Raw genomic sequence first — 21,753 nt, 5'->3', positions numbered from 1 at the left:
ATCAGACTTAAAATAAAGCGATATAAGCTAAAGAAAAGATTTTTTAATGTTATGGTTCCAAAAAGTATAAAAATTCGTCAGAACGTTTAAAATATGCCAAATTTAAAAGCTCAGTATTTTAACCTTAAAAATTTAGTAGCTATAACAGCCTTACTCCTATTTTTTGGGTGTGCCAGTATTCAGACACCGCAAGGTGGACCAAAAGATACCAAGCCACCAAAAGTTTTAAGCATGACGCCAAAAGATCAGACGAGGAATTTTAATGCGAAAAAAATCATCATCGAGTTTGATGAATATTTTAATATTAAGGATGAGTTCAAAGAATTTTCGATTTCACCCGACCAGGAAAAACTTCCGGTTTTAAAGAAGCGGCAAAAAAGATTAGAAATAGCACTTCAGGATTCTTTGGAAAAAAATACCACTTATACTTTAAACTTTGGAAAAGCAATAGCCGATGTAAATGAAGGAAATGTAGTTAAAAATTTATCATACGTTTTTTCTACCGGACCAGAAATTGATTCCTTATCCATAAGTGGTAAAGTGATCAACTCTTTAAGCGATGAACCAGAAAAAGAAGTTACCGTATTTATTCTACCCCTGGAAAGGGATACTATTTTTGGAAAGAAACGCCCGTCGATATATACCACCACCGATAGTGCCGGAACCTATAAACTGAACAACTTAAGAAAAGGAACCTACAAAGTATATGCTATAAAGGAAAGCAGTGGTGGCGGTGATAAAATCTATCAGCAGATTTCGGATGAAATTGGATTTATAAAGGAACCTATTGTTATTGATAAAAACCTGGAGAACATCAATCTTCAGATATTTAAGGAAGTGGCACCAGAATTCCGCGTATTAGACCGAAAACTAAACAATGATGGTAGTATATCTATTTTCGTTAATCAGCAGCTTAAAAGCCCTAAAATAACTATTACAGATCCTCCGGCAGCTGATGTAGGTAAGTATGTGCATTTTACCAAAAACAACGATACTGCTAAAGTTTGGCTGAAGGATTTAAGTTTCGATTCGGTTAAAGTGGCCATTCAGGATGAGGGAAAACTTTTGCAAACCCTAAACTTTACCCGTGGTAAAAAAGATACTTATACACGCGATGTTACCATTGCGGATAACCTATCTGGAGGGAAACTCAATCCTTTCCAACAGCTCACCTTAACCTTCTCCTTCCCAATAACAGCTGCAGATGCAACTAAAATTACATTTTTAGAAGATTCTGTTAAGCGTACAAACTTTGAACTGGTAAAGGATAGTGTAGATTTTCTTAAGTATTATATCAAATATCCCTGGAAGAACAAAAGAAACTATGATATAAAACTAGGTGCAGGCGCATTTACAGCTATTTTTAATGCAAAAAATAAAGACATACCCAAACGCTTCACTTTAGAGAACCAGGATGCTTATACTACACTGATTTTAAATGTAACTGTGCCTGATACAGCCAAAAGTTATGTGGTACAGTTTCTGAGCGAAAAAAAGGATATTATAAAATCATTTCCCATCAGTAAAAATGGTAAAATTATGTTTTCTAAATACCCTGCAGGCAAATATATGCTCAGGGTAGTTTATGATGACAATAAAAATGGAGTCTGGGATACAGGAAGTGTAAAAGGTGGGTACCAACCCGAAAAAGTATGGTATTTAAAAGCCTTAATGGATCTAAAACCCAATTGGGAAAGGGAAGATCCTTTAGCGATACCTCCCCCTCCTAAAACGGATTAATACATGGCACCTAATTCCCCAAATAGAGGGCTAGGGCGTAAACCAGCCCGAATACATGATATAATTATCAGGTAATTTATTCAATAAAGCCCTTTGCTCGTCAGTAATGGGCTTTATTTTTTTAGCAGGTGTACCAGCATACAAATGGCCGGTTTCGCAAATGGTATTTTCCAATACTACTGAACCAGCAGCTATAATACAATATTCTTCTATCACAGCATGATCCATTACAATAGCCCCCATACCGATTAACACATGATCCTGAACGGTACAACCGTGTACGATAGCATTGTGCCCTACAGATACGCGGTTACCAATGTGGGTTGACGCTTTTAAGTAGGTAGCATGAATTACAGCACCATCTTGAATGTTCGACTCATTTCCTATCGTAATGGCATTAACATCACCTCTAATGACGGCATTAAACCATACCGAACATCTGTCACCAATTACAACATCGCCAACAATGGTGGCATTTTCAGCAATAAAAGGATCAGCTCCAATTTGAGGATATTTATCTTTTACGGGCAGTATTAAAGGCATTTTTAAAATATAATGTGGTTGATGGATAACGGTTAATACATTAAAGTCCCTTTCAGGGGATTTAGGGGTTAAAAAACAGTATCTACTAATTCTTTAGCATGCTCGGGGTAGTCGGTAGTAAAATGTAAGCCTCTGCTCTCTTTTCTTTGCATGGCAGATTTAATGACGAGATAAGCGGTTTGTATCACATTTCGTAATTCGCAAAGTTTAACCGAAACTTTATTCTTTTTATAAAATTCTTCCGTTTCCTGATAAATTAAAAATAAACGTCTATGCGCTCTTTCCAATCGGAAATCGGAACGAACGATACCTACATAATCACCCATAATTTTTTGCAATTCCCTCAGATTATGTGTTACCAACACATCTTCATTGCTTTGGGTAACACCCTTCGAATCCCACTCTGGAATATGTTCTGGGATAACATTATTTTTAAAGTTCTCTATCGCATCCTGATAAATGCGGTGGGCAAATACAGTAGCTTCCAGTAAAGAGTTGGATGCCAATCTGTTAGCACCATGCAAACCCGTTGAAGAACACTCGCCACAGGCATATAGATTTTTAATAGAAGAACGGCCGTACTCATCAACCAATATGCCACCACACATATAGTGCGACGCAGGTGTAACCGGAATGTAATCTTTCGTCATATCTATCCCTATGGATAAACACTTTGCATATATATTAGGAAAGTGTTTCAGTATATCAGCTTTCTTACGCATGGTAATATCCAGATAAACAAAATCATCGCCGGATTTCTTCATTTCATTATCTACAGCCCGGGCCACAATATCACGGGGAGCAAGCGATTTACGCTCATCGTATTCCTGCATAAATTCTTCGCCATTTTTGCGCCGCAATACCCCTCCAAAACCCCTAACAGCTTCCGATATTAAGAAAGAAGGATACTCTCCGGGATGGTATAAAGCCGTTGGATGGAACTGGATAAATTCCATATTTCTTACTTTTCCCTTTGCACGATAAACCATTGCCATTCCATCACCTGTTGCAATAACCGGATTTGTTGTAGCCGAATACACATGTCCGGCACCGCCCGAAGCCATTACAGTCACATTTGCCACAATCTTTTCCACATCGTTAAGCTCTGTGTTAAAGGCATATATACCATAACAGTTAATATCTTCGGTACGTTTATCCACAAACTCACCAAGGTGATGCTGGGTAATTAACTCCAGTGCAAAGTAATGTGTTAATATCTCTATGTTGTTATTCTCATGTATTTCATTCAGCAAAACCCTTTCTATCTCATATCCGGTGATGTCTTTATAGTGTAAAACACGATGTTCGGAGTGTCCACCCTCCTTGGCCAAATCATAGAAGCCAGAATTATCTTTATCGAAGTTTATACCATAGTCGATGATCTCCTGAATGCGCTGAGGTCCCTCTTTTACAACGATTTCCACAATTTTTTCATCACATAATCCATCACCTGCAATCAAGGTATCATCTATATGTTTCTCGAAAGAATCACCTTTATCCACAACTACAGCAACTCCGCCCTGGGCGTATTTTGTGTTCGATTCATCTTCGTTCGACTTCGTTACAATTAAAACCTTACCAAACTTTGCAGCTTTAAGAGCGAAACTCAAACCCGCTATACCTGAACCAATTACCAGAAAATCTACTTTTCTCATTAATAAAAACATTTAATTATCCACGATGTTAACAACTAGTTGATAATTGTTAACTCCGTGTCTAAATTATCCTAACAAATAAATTTGAATGTTTAAAGCTACTCTAAAAACACAATTTGCCACAATCTTTTGCGCAATTTATAACCAGCTTTATACAAGTAATTAACTTTTTACCCACTTATAAACAATTAACATTCCAGTATTGATAAAAATTGAACGGTTTTTCGATAGTGCTGAAAATCAAACTTATGATATTAGAGAAATGTAATCTAAATGTTAGTAAACGATTAACAACTTATATAAAAGAAAGAATTTTCTAAACTTGCCAACAATATTAACACACTAATAAACAAACAAGATTTATTTATTTAAAATAACTTATTAATTATTGAGACGTGGAAAGCTTTATCTTTGACCAACGTCAAAATTCAAAAAAGGAAAATTTAAAAATGAACATAGATGTCTTAGAAGAAATCAACAAAAAAGGTTTCGCAGAAGAGGAAATTGATCCGACTCTCGACCTTTTCGCTGAGATCGAGAAATTGAAAAAGGAAAAGAATGCCATTATCCTTGCACATTATTACCAAGAACCTGACATTCAGGATATTGCGGATTATATTGGCGATAGTTTAGGCCTGTCGCAGGAGGCTGCAAAAACAGATGCTGATGTAATTGTGTTTGCCGGTGTGCATTTTATGGCCGAAACGGCAAAGATTTTATCGCCGAATAAAACGGTATTGTTGCCAGATGTAAAGGCAGGCTGCTCATTGGCAGACAGTTGCCCACCGCATTTATTTAGAAAGTTTAAGGAAAAATATCCAGATCACCTGGTCATCACATACGTAAACTGCACGGCCGAATTAAAAGCTTTAAGTGATATTGTTTGTACGAGCACCAATGCGGTTCAAATTGTAGAGAGTTTACCTAAAGACCAAAAAATAATATTTGGCCCCGATCGCAATTTAGGTGCTTATGTGGCCAAAAAAACCGGACGGGATTTGGTACTGTGGAATGGTGCCTGTATGGTTCACGAAATTTTTTCACAGGAGAAAATTACAAAACTGAAAGAACGCCATCCGAATGCTAAGTTTATTGCGCACCCCGAATGTGAGGAAGTGGTTTTAAAAATGGCTGATTATATTGGTTCTACAACTGGATTACTAAAGTATACCATTACCAATCCAGCTACGGAATTTATTGTGGCTACCGAAAGTGGCATAATCCACCAGATGGAGAAGGCAAACCCGACCAAAACATTTATTCCGGCGCCACCAAACAACAGCTGTGCCTGTAACGACTGTCCGTATATGAAAAGAAATACTTTAGAAAAACTATATTTATGTATTAAAAATGGTTTGCCTGAAGTAACTGTACCTGAACATATTATTGAGCTGGCCCGAAAACCGATCCAGCGCATGCTGGATATTTCTGCAGAATTGGGTTTGTAAGCCGCCTCACTTCCGAAGTTTGACAATGCCTCAAGGCTGGCAAAACTTAGGAAGTCTAAATTTAAATTATGGAAAAAAACAACATTCTTAAAAATTACGCTGGCTTATTATGGCTTTTGGCAGGTATAACTGTTGGGAGCATTGTGGGTTTAATTTTTGGGAAAAATGTTGAAAGTATAAAACCCTTAGGTGATATATTTTTAAATTTGTTGTTTACAGCTGTTATACCCTTGGTATTTTTTGCGGTTTCATCCGCAATAGCCAATATCGACCGGACAAAAAAACTGGGCAGATTATTGACTGTGATGGTTTTGGTTTTTCTGGCAACTGTATTAATTTCTGCTATTTTAACCTTGGTGGCTACCTGGATTTTTCCGATCCATCAACAATTGGGGAATACACCTTTGCCAACCGAACCCGAAAAAATACAGTCGTTTGGTGAGCAAATGACCCAGCTTTTAACCGTAGGAGAATTTTTTGAAATCGGAAGCAGAAAAAATATGCTGGCACTGATTATTTTTTCAGTATTGGTTGGCTTTTCAACGCTTTATTCTGGACAAGAGGGTGAAGGTTTTAAAAAATTCCTCATTTCGGGCAATGAGGTGATGAAAAAACTCATCATTTTGATTATGAAACTGGGCCCGATTGGTTTAGGCGCCTATTTTGCCTATCAGGTTGGGGTTTTTGGTCCACAGCTTTTTGGTACTTATGCTAAGGCTTTGGGTTTGTATTATGGCGTCGGGGCATTTTATTTTATTGTTTTTTTTACGTTATATGCTTTCATAGCAGGTGGATTTAAAGCAATAAAAGTATTTTGGAAAAATAACATCGTACCCTCTTTAACGTCTATCGGAACCTGTAGCAGTATTGCCACTATTCCGGCAAATTTGGATGGTGCCACGAAAATGGGTGTACCGGCTTATATTACCAACGTAACGATTCCTTTAGGTTCAACCTTGCATAAGGACGGTTCGAGCATTAGTTCCATCATTAAAATTGCGGTTGTTTTTGCCATTTTTGGTAAGGATTTAGTTCACGTCGATACCATTATTTTGGCGTTGGGTATTACGGTTTTGGTAAGCATAGTAGAAGGAGGAATACCAAATGGCGGTTATATTGGCGAGTTATTAATGATTTCAGCTTACCAGTTACCGCCCGAAGCTTTACCTCCCGCCATGATTATCGGTACGCTTGTAGACCCGATGGCTACTTTGTTAAATGCTACCGGGGATAATGTTGCGGCCATGCTAATTGCCAGATTTACCGAGGGTAAAAACTGGATAGATAATAAATAAAGTAAATCCGTCACCCTGAAAAATTGCTTCAGGGTCTTATTTATGTTAAGATGCTGAAACAATTTCAGCATGACGATAATTGTAAATATAATTTATGTTTGAAAATAAAGAACGCACAGATATTAATGAATTAGGCGAATTTGGGTTAATTAAACACCTGACTACTAATTTCAAAATTAAAAACGATTATTCGGTAAAAGGTGTTGGAGATGATGCTGCAGTATTGGACGCAAAAGGAAAACAGACCTTAATTTCTACCGATTTATTGTTGGAAGGGATCCATTTCGATTTGGCTTATGTGCCTTTAATGCACTTGGGTTACAAAGCGGTACAGGTAAACCTGAGTGATATTTATGCCATGAATGGAAAGGCAAGTCAGATTACAGTTTCGCTGGGTTTGTCGAGTAAATTTCCATTAGAGGCTGTTGAAGAAATTTATAAAGGGATTGAACTGGCCTGCAATAAATACAACATTGATTTAATTGGTGGCGATACTTCATCGAGTAAGCAAGGTTTGGTGATCAGTATCACCAGTATAGGTTATGCCGATGCCGATAAAGTGGTGTACAGAAATGGTGCTCAGGAACACGATTTACTCTGTGTTTCCGGTGATTTGGGCGGTGCTTATTTAGGCTTGCAGATATTGGAAAGAGAGAAATTAATCTATCTCGAAAATCCACAGATCCAGCCAGATTTGGAAGGGAAGGATTATATCATCGAAAGGCAATTGAAACCTGAGGCACGAATGGATATTGTGGCACTTTTGGATGATCTCGGTATAAAACCCACTTCAATGATTGACGTTTCGGATGGTTTGGCTTCTGAAATTTTGCATTTGGCAGAACAATCCGATAAAGGAATAACCATTTATGAAGAGAAAATTCCTTTGGATCCAATGACTTATGAAACTGCGCGTGAGTTGGGTTTAGACCCAACAGTTTGTGCTTTAAGTGGTGGTGAAGATTATGAACTGTTGTTTACGATCAGTCAGGAAGATTATAAAAAACTGAAACATGATGTAGATATCACGGTGATCGGCCATGTTACCGATAAAAATTCAGGCTGTAAAATGGTTTCTAAATCTGAAAATGTACACGAACTGAAGGCCCAGGGCTGGAATGCTTTTAATAAGTAGATGAAAATATTTAGTTATAAAATAAAGAGACCAATAATTTACCTTAGTCTTGGTCTTTTTATTTTATCATTAACGAGGCCGGCTTTAGTTTTAGAAACTGGTAGCGTTTTACAATCTGACCAATCCTTTCTTTATTTTATAATCGGTGGGATAGCCATAGCTGGTGGGGGTACAATGGAATTTTTAGTTTGGCTAGCCAATCCTTTATATTTCATAGCATTGTTTTTATCATTTAAGAATAAAAGAATCTCCATTTTCTTTATTATCATAGCAAATATATTAGCCATTTCTTTTTCCCGTTGGAAAGAAATATTGATTTCTGAAAGTGGTTCGACAGGAAAAATTATCTCTTTCTGTTCCGGTTATTACTTATGGATTGCAAGCATGTTTGTTTTGCTTTTTGCAATTATTTATCAATTAATAAAGAATTCATTATCATTTCGGATGGAGTAAAACGAAATGGAGAAATCTATTTAGATCTCTTCATTCCACTGCCTTTCAGGAGATGACAATTTTAGGTTTGTTGTTGTTCTTGCTAAGAAATATAATTTTTTTTAGTAAGAATGACTTTTTCATTTTTAGAAATCAGTATCCGAAAGTCATCAAAATAACTATTCTATTCACTGAAAAGCATAAAAATAAAAAAATCGTCCTAGGTGTGTCAGAAAAAATCACTAATTTTATAGGTTTTTCCTAATCCATTTCAGATATTATTTTTTTATCAAAATCGCGGGGATTTGCTCTTTAATTTAGTAATTATAAATCCAAAGGCTCATTTCCATCTAAATATTTCGTGTCAATCTGTTTAGTTGCCTTTGCACCTAATTTTTTAATCTTTTCTGAAGTATTGGTTAAATTTCCTGAGCCTACCGATAATTTATTGATTGCTTTATCATAAGCGTCCTGTCCGTTTTTAATGTGTTTGCCGATATTTTCCATGTCAGCAACAAAACCCACAAACTTATCATACATACTGCCACTTAAACGGGCAATTTCCATTACATTACGGTTTTGTCGCTCCTGTTTCCACATGCTGGCTATGGTGCGTAAAGTAGCCAGTAAGGTAGATGGACTTACGATGACTACCCTTCTGTCCCAGGCAAAATTGAAGAGTTCGGCGTCTTTTTGAACCGCGATACTGAAAGAAGATTCGATCGGAACGAACAGCAAGACAAAATCAGGAGAATTTATTTTATATAGGTCCTGATAGTTTTTAGAAGATAATTCCTGGATATGATTCTTAATGGAGGCCAGGTGCTGTTTTACATAGCCTTCACGCTCTTCTTCAGTGTCGGCTGACACAGAACGCTCGTAAGCCACCAGCGATACCTTAGCATCAACGATAAGATGTTTATCATCCGGAAGGTCGATCACCACATCGGGCTGGTATCGACCGCCTTCGGCGGAGGTATGCGAGGCTTGAATGCGGTATTCCTGATCGCGCAAGAGGCCTGAACGTTCCAAAACTTTTTCCAGGATTACCTCCCCCCAGTTCCCCTGTTTTTTACTGTCGCCCTTTAAAGCTTTGGTTAAATTATTGGCATCCTCCTGAATGAGTTTGCTTTGAATCTGTAATTCTGAGATAACCCCTTTTAAAATATTCCTTTCGTCTGATTCTGCTTTATAAACTTTTTCTACCTTCTCTTCAAAAGCTTTGATATTTTCTTTCAGCGGATTTAAAATAATATCCAGGTTAGTCCGGTTCTGCTCAATAAATTTAGTGGATTTTTCTTCCAGGATTTTATTGGCGATCAATTCGAAATCTTTGTTAAGTTTTTGTTGCGATTGCTCATAACTTAACTTTTGTTCGGCCAGTTTTTCTTTTTCGGCCATGTAGAATGATCTGGTGCTTTCCAATTCGCGGTTTGCATCTGCAAGGCGGTCGCGTTCGGCCTGTAGCTCTTCAATCAAACGTTGTTGTTCCTGTTTTAGCAAGACGGTAATGTGTTCTTTTTCAATGGAGAGGTTAGAAACACGTTCATCAGCTTTGGCCAGACTGATTTTCAAGGTTTCATTTTCGTTTTTTATTTTTTCGAAATCCTCTACCGATATGATAGGAAGCGCAGCCTGTGGTTTCTTCAAAAATAAAAGGATCAAAACAATTAAAATAACAATTAGTAAAGCTATGCCTGCAATCTCCATAATGATAAAAATTTTAGCAAAAATGGAAAATTAAAATAGATATACCAAAAAATTTTAGTAAACTCAATGGAGGTATAACGGAAAATATTTTTTATAATTGGTCATTAGCATTTTATAAATGAACGCATTAACAGTCCTCATATCCTGTACCGATCAAGTTGGTTTAGTGACGAATATCACGCGGGTGCTTGCCGCACATCAACTTAATATTATTGCCATGCGCGAGTTTGTTGACGAGGCCAATAGAGCCTTTTTTACACGGATTGCCTGTACGGGAAACCTGGAGGATGCAGAAAAATTAAAGGAAAAACTTTTAGAAAACCTTCCAAATGCTGCAGAAGTAAATTTAATTACAGAACAGGAGAAACAGATTGCCGTTCTGGTCACCAAAGAGTATCATTGTTTAGCAGAAATACTGATCAAAAACCAGTTCAAAACTTTAGGAGCCAAGGTTAAATGTGTAATTGGCAATTATGAAACTTTAAGGGATTTTACCGAAAAATTGGGTATTCCTTATTTTTATGTCGATCATAGCAATAAAGATAAAAGCGAATTCGAAGCCGAGATAAAAGAGATTATCAATCGGTTTGAGGTAGATTATTTGGTGCTGGCTAAATTTATGCGGATTCTTTCGGCTGATTTTGTAAAAGATTATGGAGGGAAAATTATTAATATCCATCACTCCTTTTTGCCTGCTTTTATCGGTGCAAATCCTTATCGGCAAGCTTTTGAGCGTGGCGTAAAAATTATTGGGGCTACTGCCCATTTTGTAACCGATAACCTGGATGAAGGTCCGATTATTACCCAGCATACCAATCACGTTGATCATAATTTTGGGGTAAAGGAAATGGTTCGGGCGGGGAAAGAAATTGAAAAAAAGGTATTATTAGAAGCCCTGGAACTTATTTTTGAAGACCGCGTTTTTGTGAGTGGGAATAAAACGGTTGTGTTTAAGTAGATATGCGGTAGGCTTGTAGGCTTAGGCGAAAAACCCCTAAATTTTATTGTTGCTATACGTTCTGCTGATCTGATTACGATCAGATTTTTTTGGCATCTTTTCTATCGTAGGTATTTTTTGTATTTAAATAAATTTTTATATTTATATACACACAAATGAATTGATAATGAAATATTTACTCATCTTACCATTGCTATGCGCCTTTATCGCTAAAGCCCAAAATGGGCTAAATTTCGAAAAACGCTTTATTGATTGTGAAAATAAATGGATCGCAATATCACTCGATGATGGTAAACAATACGCTTTTGGTTATGTATACCTGGATAATTCTGCAGGACTTACCCTAAATTTGAAAGGTTCTTTTACGGTCGAAAATGATGTTTATCTACCAAAACTGATCACTGAAGTAAAAAGTAGAATTGAACCGACTGAGATGAAAGTTTCACTTATTCCAGCTAAAAGATTGGTTGAGCTTAAAGTAGAAGAATCGCCAAAGGAACTGGAATATATTGGAAAAAGGAATAGCAGAGACCGTTATACTAAACTGGTACAAACTTATAAAAAATGGAAGATGAATAAATTGGCGGGACAGTATGAGGACTTAGCAACTGGTACTTATACTCATTTTCGTTTTGATGGATCAGATTTTATTACTGAAACGGTCTCCAGCCCCCAAAAAATACGCAGAATAAAAGCCTTTAATGGAAATTATACCGATAGTTATAAACAGGAAATTTTTTGGCTGGTACAGGCCAATAAAATGAAGGCTGCTGAGCTTATCTATATTGATGCCATAAGGTATTGTGAGGATGAGCCCGCTAAAGCCGATATGGCTTATAACATAGCTTACCAATATTACATCAGATCTGATATAAAAAAGTTTAACATTTGGAGCAATGAGGTGAAAAGATGGATAGTTAAGGATAATAACTATATGGGGAAAATAGAAAAAATGCAGGCTATGCTTAAAAAGTAATTATTCATTAAATTGTACTTATAATGTATTTAGGAGAAGATTTGCCACATCTTCACCCGTTTGCGAACCGATTGCAATACCCATCCCATTACATCTTGTAGCACAGAAGATATTGGGCTTAACTTCTTCAATAAGTGGTTCGAGTATTTTTCCAAAGGCCATGATGCCACTCCAGCGGTAATCAATCTCATAATTCACTTCAGGTAGGATTACATTGCTGAGTAAGCTTTCGAGTGCGGTCTGAACCTTTTCGGTTTCACCAAAAACGGTAGTTTCTTCGGCTTTAAAATCGATATTCCGGCCCCCACCCAATAAAACTCTATTGTTTATATTTCTGAAATAGTAATAACCTTTATCGTAATGAAAAGTGCCTGAAATTTTTAGGTCTTTTATCGGTTTGGTAATCAACACCTGCCCACGGCCGGGAACAATGTCGGCATCAGGTAATAAATTCTTTATAAATGCATTGGTGGTTACAATTAAACGGTTACACCTAAAATTTCCATGTTCGGTTGTCAACGCTAAATCTTCTGCTTCTTGCTGAACTGTATTTACCTTAGCGCTATTAAAAATATAAATACCCAGTTGTTGTGCATATTGAATTAGGGCAAACATCATTTTGCCACTATCGATCTGTGCTTCGTACCGGTTTTCGATCAGGGTTGACACACCCTTTAAACCAAACGAATTGATTTTTTTATCGTTCTGTCTGAAAGCCTTCGTACCAACAATATCGTTAACAAGACAGTTATAATGTTCAATTTTGGATACACATGTGCTTGCGAGAAATATGTCATCCTTTTTAAATAATTCATAACCGCCTAAACATTGGTAATCAATAGTGTTATCGCCCAATAAATTGCGCAGTTTGAGCAAACCTTTCCATCGTCTTTCTATGATGTGGACCAGACGGTCTAACCCGGCTGCTTCTTCTTGCTCGATAAGCTCTGAAATGCTACCGAAACATGCAAAACCTGCGTTTTTAGTGCTTGCACCTGTTGGTAAAAAGCCGCTTTCGAGTATCGCTATTTTTAGAGATGGAGCAGAATTTTTGAGGTGGATTGCGGCATTTAAACCTACAATGCCGCTACCGATAATAATGACATCGAAATTAAAAAAGGATTCTTTTTCCCAGTATGAAAACTCGTTTGGCATAGTATAAATGTACTGTTTTTTAATACTCAAATAATATGGGAACGCTTTTTGATATAAACTGCATGAAAAACATACAGAAGAAAATGGGAGTTTATTTAATATTAATCATCCCGGTATTATTGCTGAGCATGTTTGTACAATGGCGATTTAGAAATAAGTTTTCTAAGTATGCCGAAATGCAGCTAAGCTCTGGTTTATCGGGCAAAGAGGTAGCAGAAAGAATGCTACATGATAATGGGATATACGACGTGAAGGTGATGAGTACCGAAGGGCAATTAACAGATCATTACAATCCATCAGATAAAACCGTTAATTTAAGTACAGATGTATACTACAGCCGGAGCGTAGCTGCAGCGGCAGTAGCAGCGCACGAATGTGGGCACGCCGTACAACAGGCCAAATCTTATAACTGGCTGCAATTGAGAAGCAGTATGGTTCCGGTAGTGAGTATTTCATCTAATCTTTTACAGTGGGTTTTATTAATTGGCGTATTGTTAATCGGTTTTACCGGTAACCCGATTGTTTTGGCCATAGGTGTGGTAGGTTTGGCATTGGTAACGATATTTAGTGTGATTACCCTGCCTGTTGAATTTGATGCCAGTAACCGCGCATTAGCCTGGTTAAAGAATAATAATGGCGTAATGCAAACACAAGAGGAAAATGCACAGGCTAAGGATGCGCTTTGGTGGGCAGCCATGACTTATGTAGTTGCAGCTATAGGTGCTTTAGCTAATTTACTCTATTATGCGTCGATGCTTTTTGGAAGAAGCAGAGACTGAAGATATTTAATTTTGAAAACACAGGGCGGCCAGGAGTTAAATCCTGGCCGTTTTTGGTATGTAAGGCTTTAATTTAAATAATAACTGACAGGTTTTTGGAAAGCAATTTTTGTGGTAAACGGGCAACCTCCAGCCCCGCTCTCTGTTATTTCCGATGCTATTTCGGTGCCGGTTGATTGGTAAAGAATCGGAACCGCTTCGATCGGCTTTAGGTGGCAGGGTTAGTTATACGATTTGGATTGTAAATAATCGAATGGAATTTAATAGATTTCTCCTCCAAAGGATCTCCTTTGGAGCGCTACAGTCGAAATGACGATTTGTAGATGAATTAAAAATTAATTCAATTTATAAGGTGCTACCAATTGAAATTCGGGAATATCGACATCGAATTCTGAACCGTCAATATCACGTTTCATCAAATAGGTGCCTTTCATGCTACCCATATCGGTTTTGAGGTTACATCCCGAAACATACACATGTGTTTCGCCGGGCTGGATTATGGGTTGTAAGCCGACTACGCCTTCTCCTTCAACCTCTCTGCGGCTGCTGTTCGAATCGAAAATTAACCATTGACGGCGCATTAACTGTACAGCATAATCAGAAAGGTTAGAAATTTCTACGCGATAAGCGAACATAAAATGTTCGTTGGCCGGATTTGAGTATTCCGGCTGGTAAACGGTCTCTACCGAAACTTTAACCCCGTCTGTAATAGCTGTAACCATGATGATTTACGAATGTATAAAAAAACCTTTCAAAAATCAAGCCATTACGCTGGTGGCATCATAGTCGGCAAATTTTTCTGCCACTTCTTCTAAAATGCTGTAAATGTTGTTGATATCTGGCTCTGCCACTAAACGCATGCGGTATGGTTTAAAATCGGGTAAGCCTTTAAAATAGTTTGCATAATGGCGGCGCATTTCGAAAATTCCGGTTTTAGGGCCTTTCCATTCCAGCGATTTATCTAAATGCGTACGGCATACTTCAATACGCTCTTCAATAGTTGGTCCGGCAAGGTGTTCACCGGTGTTAAAGAAATGTTTTACCTCACGGAAAATCCATGGATACCCAATAGCCGCACGTCCAATCATTATGCCGTCTACCTCATATTCCATGCGCCAGTTTGCAGCTTTTTCGGGACTATCGATATCGCCGTTTCCAAAAATTGGAATTTTAATACGTGGATTGCGTTTAATTTCGCGGATGAGCGACCAATCGGCTACGCCCTTATATAATTGTGCCCTGGTCCTGCCATGGATAGTAAGGGCCTGGATACCTACATCCTGAAGGCGCTCTGCTACTTCGTACACGTTCTTGGTGTTATCGTCCCAACCGAGGCGTGTTTTAACAGTAACCGGTAAATGCGAAGCTTTAACAACTGCTTCAGTCATTTTTACCATTTTATCAATGTCTTGAAGCAAACTTGAACCTGCACCTTTGCAGACTACGTTTTTAACCGGACATCCATAATTAATATCGACAAGATCTGGCCCGGCAGCAGAAGCAATTTCAGAAGCTTCGCGCATATGTTCGATATCCCCACCAAAAATCTGGATACCAATTGGCCTTTCATATTCAAAAATATCGAGTTTTTGGATACTTTTTGCGGCATCGCGGATCAAACCTTCCGAAGAAATAAATTCGGTATACATCATATCAGCCCCGTTTTTTTTGCACACATAGCGGAACGGCGGATCGCTTACATCCTCCATTGGAGCCAGCAATAACGGGAACTCACCTAAATCTATATTTCCTATCTTAACAGACATTTTCTATCTTCAACGATTAATAAAACATACAAAGGTACAAATAATGAATTTTGTAACACCCATCAGAAAAGAAAGCCACCCACTTTTACAGATATTTTTACTTTGTGTTTACTGGGCTGCCGGAGCGGTAATTTGCACATTATTAGGCTTTATTGTGATTGCGGTTGTATATGGTACTTCGATATTCGGTGAGATTGGACTAATTATGGGCGGGGATCCAAAGTTTATAACCGCCTTAAAGATCATCCAGATTTTTAGTTCGATAGGGATGTTTATTCTTCCTCCTATCGTTTTAGCCTACTCCGAAGGACAAAAACCTAATACCTTTTATGGTTTTAATAAACCGACCTTTCTTCCTTTTATTTTGGTTTTTGTGATCATGATTGTGAGTATGCCAATTATGGAGTGGGCAGCTGTGTTTAATCAAAAAATGGTACTGCCCGAATTTTTAAAGGGCCTGGAAAGCTGGATGAAATCGAAGGAGCAGCAGGCGATGAAAATGACCATTCAGTTGATAACTGTAAGGAGCAAGTGGGATTTTGTAGTTAATCTGATCATGATTGCGGTATTGCCCGCCATTGGTGAAGAATTGTTTTTTAGAGCAGGGCTTCAGGGTTCATTGCAAAAAATGCTGGGTAACCATCATGTGGCCATTTGGAGCGCAGCAATTATTTTTAGCGCAATTCATTTTCAATTTTATGGTTTTGTTCCGCGTATGCTTTTGGGAGCTGGTTTTGGTTATTTATATTATTATAGTGGAAGTATCTGGTATGCCATGCTGGCACACTTTTTAAATAACGCTTACGCAGTTTGCATGGCATTTTATATGCAATTGCACCATATGCCACTAGACAAGGCTGATGAACCTATCGGTTTTCGTTGGTATGGCTATTTAATTAGTGCAATAATTACCATAGCTTTGTTTAAATTTTTTAAAGACAACGCAACACGTGAGCGAAAATTGGGTTAAAGTATATACCACCAGCGATGCCTTTGCGGCAGAGGTATTAAAACAGGGATTAACAGAAGCCGGCATACCGGCAGTAACGATGAATAAACAGCTCTCCGCATATAATATTGGTGAAATAAATGTTTTGGTAAATAAGGTAGATTTCGATAAAGCCATAGAATACATCGTTGAAAACGAAATTGAGTAAGCAGTTAAACCTTAGCCATTTTATATCTCGTATCTTACATTTTTTACATGAAAACCAGGGCAATAACCGCTTTCTTTTTTACCATTATAATGCTTGGCTCTATCTTTTTGGGGAGCTATACTTTTACTATCTTCTATCTTGTTTTAAGTGTTTTATCCTTATTCGAGTTTTACAAGCTAATCAAAAATTCTGGCATCAGGCCACACCGCAATATTGGTTTGGTAGCGGGATCTTTGATCTTTTTAATGGCCGCAGGGTTACATTATTTAAAATATGATGTTAAATACCTGTTGCTCTGTATCCCGCTGGTTTTCTCGGTTTTTATTACTGAGTTATATAAGAAGAATAAAATTCCATTTGCCAATATCTCCTACACCTTTGTGGGTTTTGTATATGTTACTATCCCTTTTTGTTTTTTTCATGCCCTTGGCTTCTTAAAAAACTGGAGTGAATATAACTTTCATTTTCCGTTGGCATTTTTGTTAATGCTTTGGGCAAACGATACCGGAGCTTATCTTTTTGGTGTAAAATATGGTAAGCGAAAATTGTTTGAACGCCATTCGCCAAAGAAAAGCTGGGAAGGGTTTTTTGGTGGCATGTTCACCAGTGTTTTGGTTGCCTTTGGCTTATCTTTTCTATTCACTGAAAATCCAGCCTGGGTTTGGACGGGTATGGCCGTGCTGATTGCAAGCTTTGGTACCCTGGGCGATTTAGTAGAATCGATGCTTAAACGCAGTTTAGATACCAAAGACAGCGGGGGTTTATTGCCCGGACATGGGGGTTTGTTAGACCGTTTTGATGGGCTCTTGCTTGCCGCACCTGTGGTTTATGCCTATTTATATCTGATTTTGTATTAATTCGCGATTAGTGCGAGCCTTAAATCCGTAATGTGGTTAAGCGATACAATCGCTATTCTCGCTAGTCCTCGTTACAAACGAGGACTATAAATTTAATTGGCAGACGCAATCACAACATAATAATCTCGCTCTACCTGCTCTCCTGTTTTACTTTTAACGACCTCTAATTTTTTGAGGGTATCTTTAATTGTAAAACCGGCTTCTTCCAATAATTCTATTACTTTTTCTACTTCGTATAGTGTAAAGCCATAAGGGGTAAAAGGAAGGTTTTGCATAAAGTTTTTGTCGGCAAAACATAAAGCCAGAATGCCGTTTGGTATCAAAGTCCGTTTAATCTCATTGAGGTATTCACCAGGATTGGTCCAGAAATAAATGGTGTTAACCGTAAATATTTTATCGAATTGCTGATCTTCAAAAGGCAGACGATTTCCGTCTGTCAGTGTAAAATGCACTTTTCCTTTCGAAATGAAATCTGAATTGATCTTTTTCGCTTCAGCAATAATCGTTTCTGAAATATCTGCACCAAAGTAGCTGATATTTTCAGCCTTTGCCAATAATTGAGCGATGTGCCCGCCGTTGCCATGGCCTATTTCTAAAATAATTTCGTCATTTTGGAGATCTAGCGCATCAATAGCAGCACTGGTCATACCAATATTATTGGCATGCATCATCTCGCCTGTTTTAATGCCATGTTCACCTTCAGGGCAGCTTAATTGCCTAGCGATATTTTTTAAATCTTCTTCCGGGTGCTGATGTTCCATAACCAAATTTAAAGATTTAGGATCGTTGATTTTTATCACTTTTTAGCCAAAGTTTACAAGATTATTTAATCACTTGTACCGGCTTTTTATTTTCATCTATGGCTACAAAGGTAAAATCGCCATGAACGGCCAGTTCTCTCCCTTCAGCATACATCTGCTCAATATAAATTTCTACATTAACCTTTAAACTGGTGTTACCCACATGATTTACTTTGCCAATCAGCTCAACAATAGTACCTGCAGGGATCGGTTTTTTAAAATCAATCCTGTCGCTGCTTACCGTTACCATAATCTGCCGGCTAAAGCGCGTTGCGGTAATAAAGGCAACCTCATCCATTAAGTGCATGGCGGTTCCGCCAAAAAGGGTATCGTAATGGTTAGTTGTATTTGGGAAAACGGCTTTAAAAATGCTGGTTTTAGAGTTTTCTATTCTTTCTTCTAGGGTCATGGGCTAAATATAGGTGCTGTAAAAAGCTTTGGCAAGTTTCTACTAAAGAATTATTATATCATCGTTTTCCTATGCAAACTTAAATCACTTGTAACAAATTTACAGCAGGCTGTTTTTGAAACCGATTCTCTATTATATTTGGTTACCAACTAAACTTCTTCTTATGACAAAAAACTACTTTAAGGGGCTCTGCTTTGCTTTTTTAATATTAAATGGCTTTGTTGTGCGGGCACAAGAGGTGCCTTCTCCAAAATCTCATTTTGGTTTTGATATCGGCGATGACTATCAATTGGCCAATTATACCCAAACAGAAGCTTATTTTAAAAAACTGGCCACAAGTTCTAACCGGATTAAATTGGTTGATATCGGTAAAACGGAAGAAGGCAGAAGTCAATATATGTTGATTGTTTCTTCTCCCGAAAACCTCAAGAAATTAGAACGTTATAAGGAAATTTCACAACAGCTGGCCCATGCCGAAATTAGCCCCGAGCAAGCGAAGGCGCTTGCGCAGGAAGGTAAGGCGGTGGTATGGATAGATGGCGGTTTGCATGCAAATGAAGTTGTTGGTGCCCATCAGCTGATCCAAACAATATATGAGTTTGCCTCGAGAACCGATCCTGAAACCCTGCGCATTTTGGATAATGTGATCATCTTGTTTACACATGCCAATCCTGATGGACAGGAGCTGGTGAGCAATTGGTATATGCGTGAGAAAGATCAGAAAAAAAGAACAACATCTGGTTTACCTGTTTTGTACGAAAAATATGCAGGACATGATAATAACCGAGATTTCTTTATGCTTAATCTCAAAGAAACACAGAATATTGGCCGTCAGCTTTTTATAGAGTGGATTCCCCAGATTATGTACAACCACCATCAGGCTGGTCCTGCAGGAACTGTTGTTGCAGGCCCTCCCTATCGTGATCCATTTAATTATGTTTTCGATCCGACTATATTAACCAGTTTAGATGCAGTTGGTGCTGCTATGCACAATAGAATGAACGTAGAAAATAAACCTGGTTATACCCAGCGTGGCGGATCCGTTTATTCTACCTGGTACAATGGAGGCTTAAGAACCACCACCTATTTCCATAATATGATTGGCCTTTTGACCGAAATTATCGGAAACCCTACGCCATCCGAAATCCCACTTGTTCCTGCGAGATTACTGCCAAGTGGAGATTCGCCAAACCCGATTACACCAAGGAAATGGTATTTTAAAAACTCAATCGACTATTCTGTATCCTTAAATTATGCCGTTTTAAGTTATGCCCAACGTTATCGTGATGAATTGTTATATAACATTTATCAGATGGGGCGAAATTCGATAGCGCGGGGTAAAAAAGATACCTGGTCTTTCTCTCCTAAAAAAATAGAAGCCATTAATAACGCCGCCCAAGGCGAAAAGAGTACCGCAATGGCAGGTGGAGATGCCGAATTTGGGCCTCGTCGTCAGATTAGCATGAAAGCCTTTGATACGGTAATGAAAGCGCCCTTAAACAGAGATCCAAGAGGGTATATTTTATCGGCAGATCAGCCGGATTTTAATTCCGCCGTTAAATTTTTAAATGCGTTGATCAGAACGGGTATTGTGGTTCAAAAAGCGACAGCGCCATTTAATGTTGCAGGTAAAAATTATCCGGAGGGAAGTTACGTGGTGAAAACCGATCAGGCGTTCCGGCCGCATGTTTTAGATATGTTCGAACCTCAGGATCACCCAAACGATTTTAAATACGAAGGAGGGGCTCCAATTCCGCCATACGATGCCGCCGGATGGACGCTCGCTTATTTGATGGATGTTAAATTTGATCGGATTCTGGACGATTTTTCGGGTCCGTTTGAGAAAAACCCATATGGTGCTTTATTGAAGGTTGAAAATAAATTGCCAGGTGCTTCGGTTTATGTTTTAAGTGCAGCACAAAATGATTCTTATACTGCAGTAAACGACCTGTTGAAAAGTAAAGTAGAAGTTTACCGCTCCACCGAGAATGGCGATTTTTATGTTTCATCAGCGGGAAAACCAGTGTTAGAAAAAGCCAACATTAAATTAAACAGTGCAGCAGCTCCAAAGCGTAAAATTAAAATCTCAACAGCCAGAATTGCCCTATGGGATACTTATGGAGGTTCTATGGCCTCAGGATGGGTGCGTTTTTTAATGGAACAATACCATTATAATGCCACTGTAATTTATCCGCAGGATATCGATGCGGGCAACTTAAAATCTAAGTATGATGTAATTGTTTTTGTAGGCGGGGCTATTCCGGCAGTGCAGGGAGGTGCTGGAAACAGGTCTTTCGGACCAAAAGCAGAAGAAATTCCACAAGAGTTTAGAAATCGTTTGGGCAGGATTACTGCAGACAAATCGATCCCTGAATTGAAAAAATTCTTAGAAGCAGGTGGCAATATTGTAACCATTGGCAGCAGTACCAATCTGGCCTATCACTTAAACCTTCCGGTTCGCAATGCGATGGTCGAAATCGTAAATGGAGAGGAAAAGAGATTACCCGCCGAAAAATATTATGTTCCGGGAAGTGTTTTAAATGTGGGTGTAGATACAACGCTCCCAACCAACTGGGGGATGGAAAAAGAAGCTGATGTCTATTTTGACAATAGCCCTGTTTTTAAACTAACCGGCGACGCCATTGCCTCTGGCAAAATCAAACCATTGATGTGGTTTGAAAACGCGACCCCATTGCGTAGTGGCTGGGCCTGGGGCCAGGCTTATTTACAAGATGGCGTTACGGCTTTTGAGGCAAAGGTGGGTAAAGGTAAGTTGCTTGCTTTCGGACCGGAAATCGCTTTCAGGGCACAAACCCATGGTACTTTTAAGCTGATATTTAATCAGTTGTATAAGCAATAAAGATCATTATAATGAGAAGCCACTATCCTGAACGATAGTGGCTTTTTACTTTGGGCTTACTATAGCCAATTATAATCG

20 protein-coding genes are annotated in these 21,753 nt (G+C 38.3%); 12 read left to right on the top strand and 8 right to left on the bottom strand.

The features are described from left to right. Positions 1 to 93 precede the first annotated feature (93 nt). Positions 94 to 1,740: an Ig-like domain-containing protein gene (locus AC04Q1_RS08805; RefSeq protein ID WP_478363764.1), complete on the top strand. Its 1,647-nt coding sequence runs from the start codon at positions 94 to 96 to the stop codon at positions 1,738 to 1,740. Positions 1,741 to 1,770: 30 nt separating this feature from the next. Here the strand turns inward: AC04Q1_RS08805 and AC04Q1_RS08800 are convergent, their stop codons facing one another. Both AC04Q1_RS08800 and nadB read right to left on the bottom strand, forming a co-directional pair. Continuing rightward, on the bottom strand, positions 1,771 to 2,283 hold the full coding sequence (locus AC04Q1_RS08800) for a gamma carbonic anhydrase family protein (protein WP_478363762.1): 513 nt from the start codon (positions 2,281 to 2,283) through the stop codon (positions 1,771 to 1,773). Positions 2,284 to 2,351: 68 nt separating this feature from the next. Continuing rightward, the gene (nadB, locus tag AC04Q1_RS08795; RefSeq protein WP_478363760.1) at positions 2,352 to 3,938 is read right to left on the bottom strand and encodes an L-aspartate oxidase; all 1,587 of its coding nucleotides are present in this window, start codon (positions 3,936 to 3,938) and stop codon (positions 2,352 to 2,354) included. A 395-nt stretch (positions 3,939 to 4,333) separates the two neighbouring features. Between nadB and nadA the strand changes: the two genes are divergently transcribed. The 4 genes from nadA to AC04Q1_RS08775 all read left to right on the top strand — a co-directional run bounded on the left by nadA (position 4,334) and on the right by AC04Q1_RS08775 (position 8,269). Next, the gene (nadA, locus tag AC04Q1_RS08790) at positions 4,334 to 5,386 is read left to right on the top strand and encodes a quinolinate synthase NadA (RefSeq protein WP_478363758.1); all 1,053 of its coding nucleotides are present in this window, start codon (positions 4,334 to 4,336) and stop codon (positions 5,384 to 5,386) included. A gap of 68 nt (positions 5,387 to 5,454) precedes the next feature. Further along, complete coding sequence (locus tag AC04Q1_RS08785; protein WP_478363756.1) at positions 5,455 to 6,681, top strand: dicarboxylate/amino acid:cation symporter; 1,227 nt, start codon at positions 5,455 to 5,457, stop codon at positions 6,679 to 6,681. A 94-nt stretch (positions 6,682 to 6,775) separates the two neighbouring features. Continuing rightward, positions 6,776 to 7,816, top strand: a complete 1,041-nt coding sequence (gene thiL, locus AC04Q1_RS08780) for a thiamine-phosphate kinase (protein WP_478363754.1) — start codon at positions 6,776 to 6,778, stop codon at positions 7,814 to 7,816. Further along, complete coding sequence (locus tag AC04Q1_RS08775) at positions 7,817 to 8,269, top strand: hypothetical protein (RefSeq protein WP_478363752.1); 453 nt, start codon at positions 7,817 to 7,819, stop codon at positions 8,267 to 8,269. A gap of 303 nt (positions 8,270 to 8,572) precedes the next feature. Here the strand turns inward: AC04Q1_RS08775 and AC04Q1_RS08770 are convergent, their stop codons facing one another. Next, the gene (locus tag AC04Q1_RS08770; protein WP_478363750.1) at positions 8,573 to 9,958 is read right to left on the bottom strand and encodes a DNA recombination protein RmuC; all 1,386 of its coding nucleotides are present in this window, start codon (positions 9,956 to 9,958) and stop codon (positions 8,573 to 8,575) included. Between the two features lie 118 nt (positions 9,959 to 10,076). Between AC04Q1_RS08770 and purU the strand changes: the two genes are divergently transcribed. Together purU and AC04Q1_RS08760 are read left to right on the top strand one after the other, a co-directional pair. Then, positions 10,077 to 10,916 (top strand): formyltetrahydrofolate deformylase, encoded by an 840-nt coding sequence (gene purU / locus AC04Q1_RS08765; RefSeq protein WP_478363749.1) that lies wholly within the window; start codon positions 10,077 to 10,079, stop codon positions 10,914 to 10,916. Between the two features lie 166 nt (positions 10,917 to 11,082). Then, the gene (locus tag AC04Q1_RS08760; RefSeq protein ID WP_478363747.1) at positions 11,083 to 11,892 is read left to right on the top strand and encodes a hypothetical protein; all 810 of its coding nucleotides are present in this window, start codon (positions 11,083 to 11,085) and stop codon (positions 11,890 to 11,892) included. 18 nt (positions 11,893 to 11,910) lie between these two features. Here the strand turns inward: AC04Q1_RS08760 and AC04Q1_RS08755 are convergent, their stop codons facing one another. Further along, the gene (locus AC04Q1_RS08755) at positions 11,911 to 13,047 is read right to left on the bottom strand and encodes an NAD(P)/FAD-dependent oxidoreductase (protein ID WP_478363745.1); all 1,137 of its coding nucleotides are present in this window, start codon (positions 13,045 to 13,047) and stop codon (positions 11,911 to 11,913) included. 83 nt (positions 13,048 to 13,130) lie between these two features. On the opposite strand from AC04Q1_RS08755, the gene AC04Q1_RS08750 reads away from it, so the two are divergent. Beyond that, positions 13,131 to 13,826, top strand: coding sequence for a zinc metallopeptidase (locus tag AC04Q1_RS08750; protein ID WP_478364093.1), 696 nt, complete (start codon positions 13,131 to 13,133; stop codon positions 13,824 to 13,826). A 335-nt stretch (positions 13,827 to 14,161) separates the two neighbouring features. Here AC04Q1_RS08750 and apaG read toward each other — a convergent pair whose 3' ends face one another. Both apaG and dusB read right to left on the bottom strand, forming a co-directional pair. Continuing rightward, positions 14,162 to 14,548, bottom strand: coding sequence for a Co2+/Mg2+ efflux protein ApaG (gene apaG, locus AC04Q1_RS08745; RefSeq protein ID WP_025141661.1), 387 nt, complete (start codon positions 14,546 to 14,548; stop codon positions 14,162 to 14,164). Positions 14,549 to 14,584: 36 nt separating this feature from the next. Then, positions 14,585 to 15,592, bottom strand: coding sequence for a tRNA dihydrouridine synthase DusB (gene dusB / locus AC04Q1_RS08740; protein WP_478363743.1), 1,008 nt, complete (start codon positions 15,590 to 15,592; stop codon positions 14,585 to 14,587). A 43-nt stretch (positions 15,593 to 15,635) separates the two neighbouring features. On the opposite strand from dusB, the gene AC04Q1_RS08735 reads away from it, so the two are divergent. The 3 genes from AC04Q1_RS08735 to AC04Q1_RS08725 are packed head-to-tail and all read left to right on the top strand — an operon-like array spanning position 15,636 to position 17,606. Next, entirely contained in the window at positions 15,636 to 16,562 is a 927-nt protein-coding gene (locus AC04Q1_RS08735) for a lysostaphin resistance A-like protein (RefSeq protein ID WP_478363741.1), read from the top strand. Further along, positions 16,543 to 16,749, top strand: coding sequence for a putative signal transducing protein (locus AC04Q1_RS08730; RefSeq protein WP_316845330.1), 207 nt, complete (start codon positions 16,543 to 16,545; stop codon positions 16,747 to 16,749). The genes AC04Q1_RS08735 and AC04Q1_RS08730 overlap by 20 nt, the downstream gene beginning before the upstream one ends. Positions 16,750 to 16,796: 47 nt before the next feature. Further along, positions 16,797 to 17,606, top strand: a complete 810-nt coding sequence (locus AC04Q1_RS08725; RefSeq protein WP_478363739.1) for a phosphatidate cytidylyltransferase — start codon at positions 16,797 to 16,799, stop codon at positions 17,604 to 17,606. A gap of 92 nt (positions 17,607 to 17,698) precedes the next feature. Here AC04Q1_RS08725 and AC04Q1_RS08720 read toward each other — a convergent pair whose 3' ends face one another. Beyond that, entirely contained in the window at positions 17,699 to 18,367 is a 669-nt protein-coding gene (locus AC04Q1_RS08720) for a class I SAM-dependent methyltransferase (protein ID WP_478363737.1), read from the bottom strand. 61 nt (positions 18,368 to 18,428) lie between these two features. Continuing rightward, complete coding sequence (locus AC04Q1_RS08715) at positions 18,429 to 18,815, bottom strand: acyl-CoA thioesterase (protein WP_025141655.1); 387 nt, start codon at positions 18,813 to 18,815, stop codon at positions 18,429 to 18,431. A gap of 163 nt (positions 18,816 to 18,978) precedes the next feature. On the opposite strand from AC04Q1_RS08715, the gene AC04Q1_RS08710 reads away from it, so the two are divergent. Then, a complete protein-coding gene (locus AC04Q1_RS08710) occupies positions 18,979 to 21,675 on the top strand; it encodes a M14 family metallopeptidase (RefSeq protein ID WP_478363735.1) in 2,697 nt (898 codons plus the stop codon). Positions 21,676 to 21,753: the final 78 nt, after the last annotated feature.

The organism is Pedobacter humicola (genome assembly GCF_056490705.1).
The sequence above is the reverse complement of the archived record's forward strand: the minus strand, read 5'-3'. Positions and strand labels throughout refer to the sequence as shown.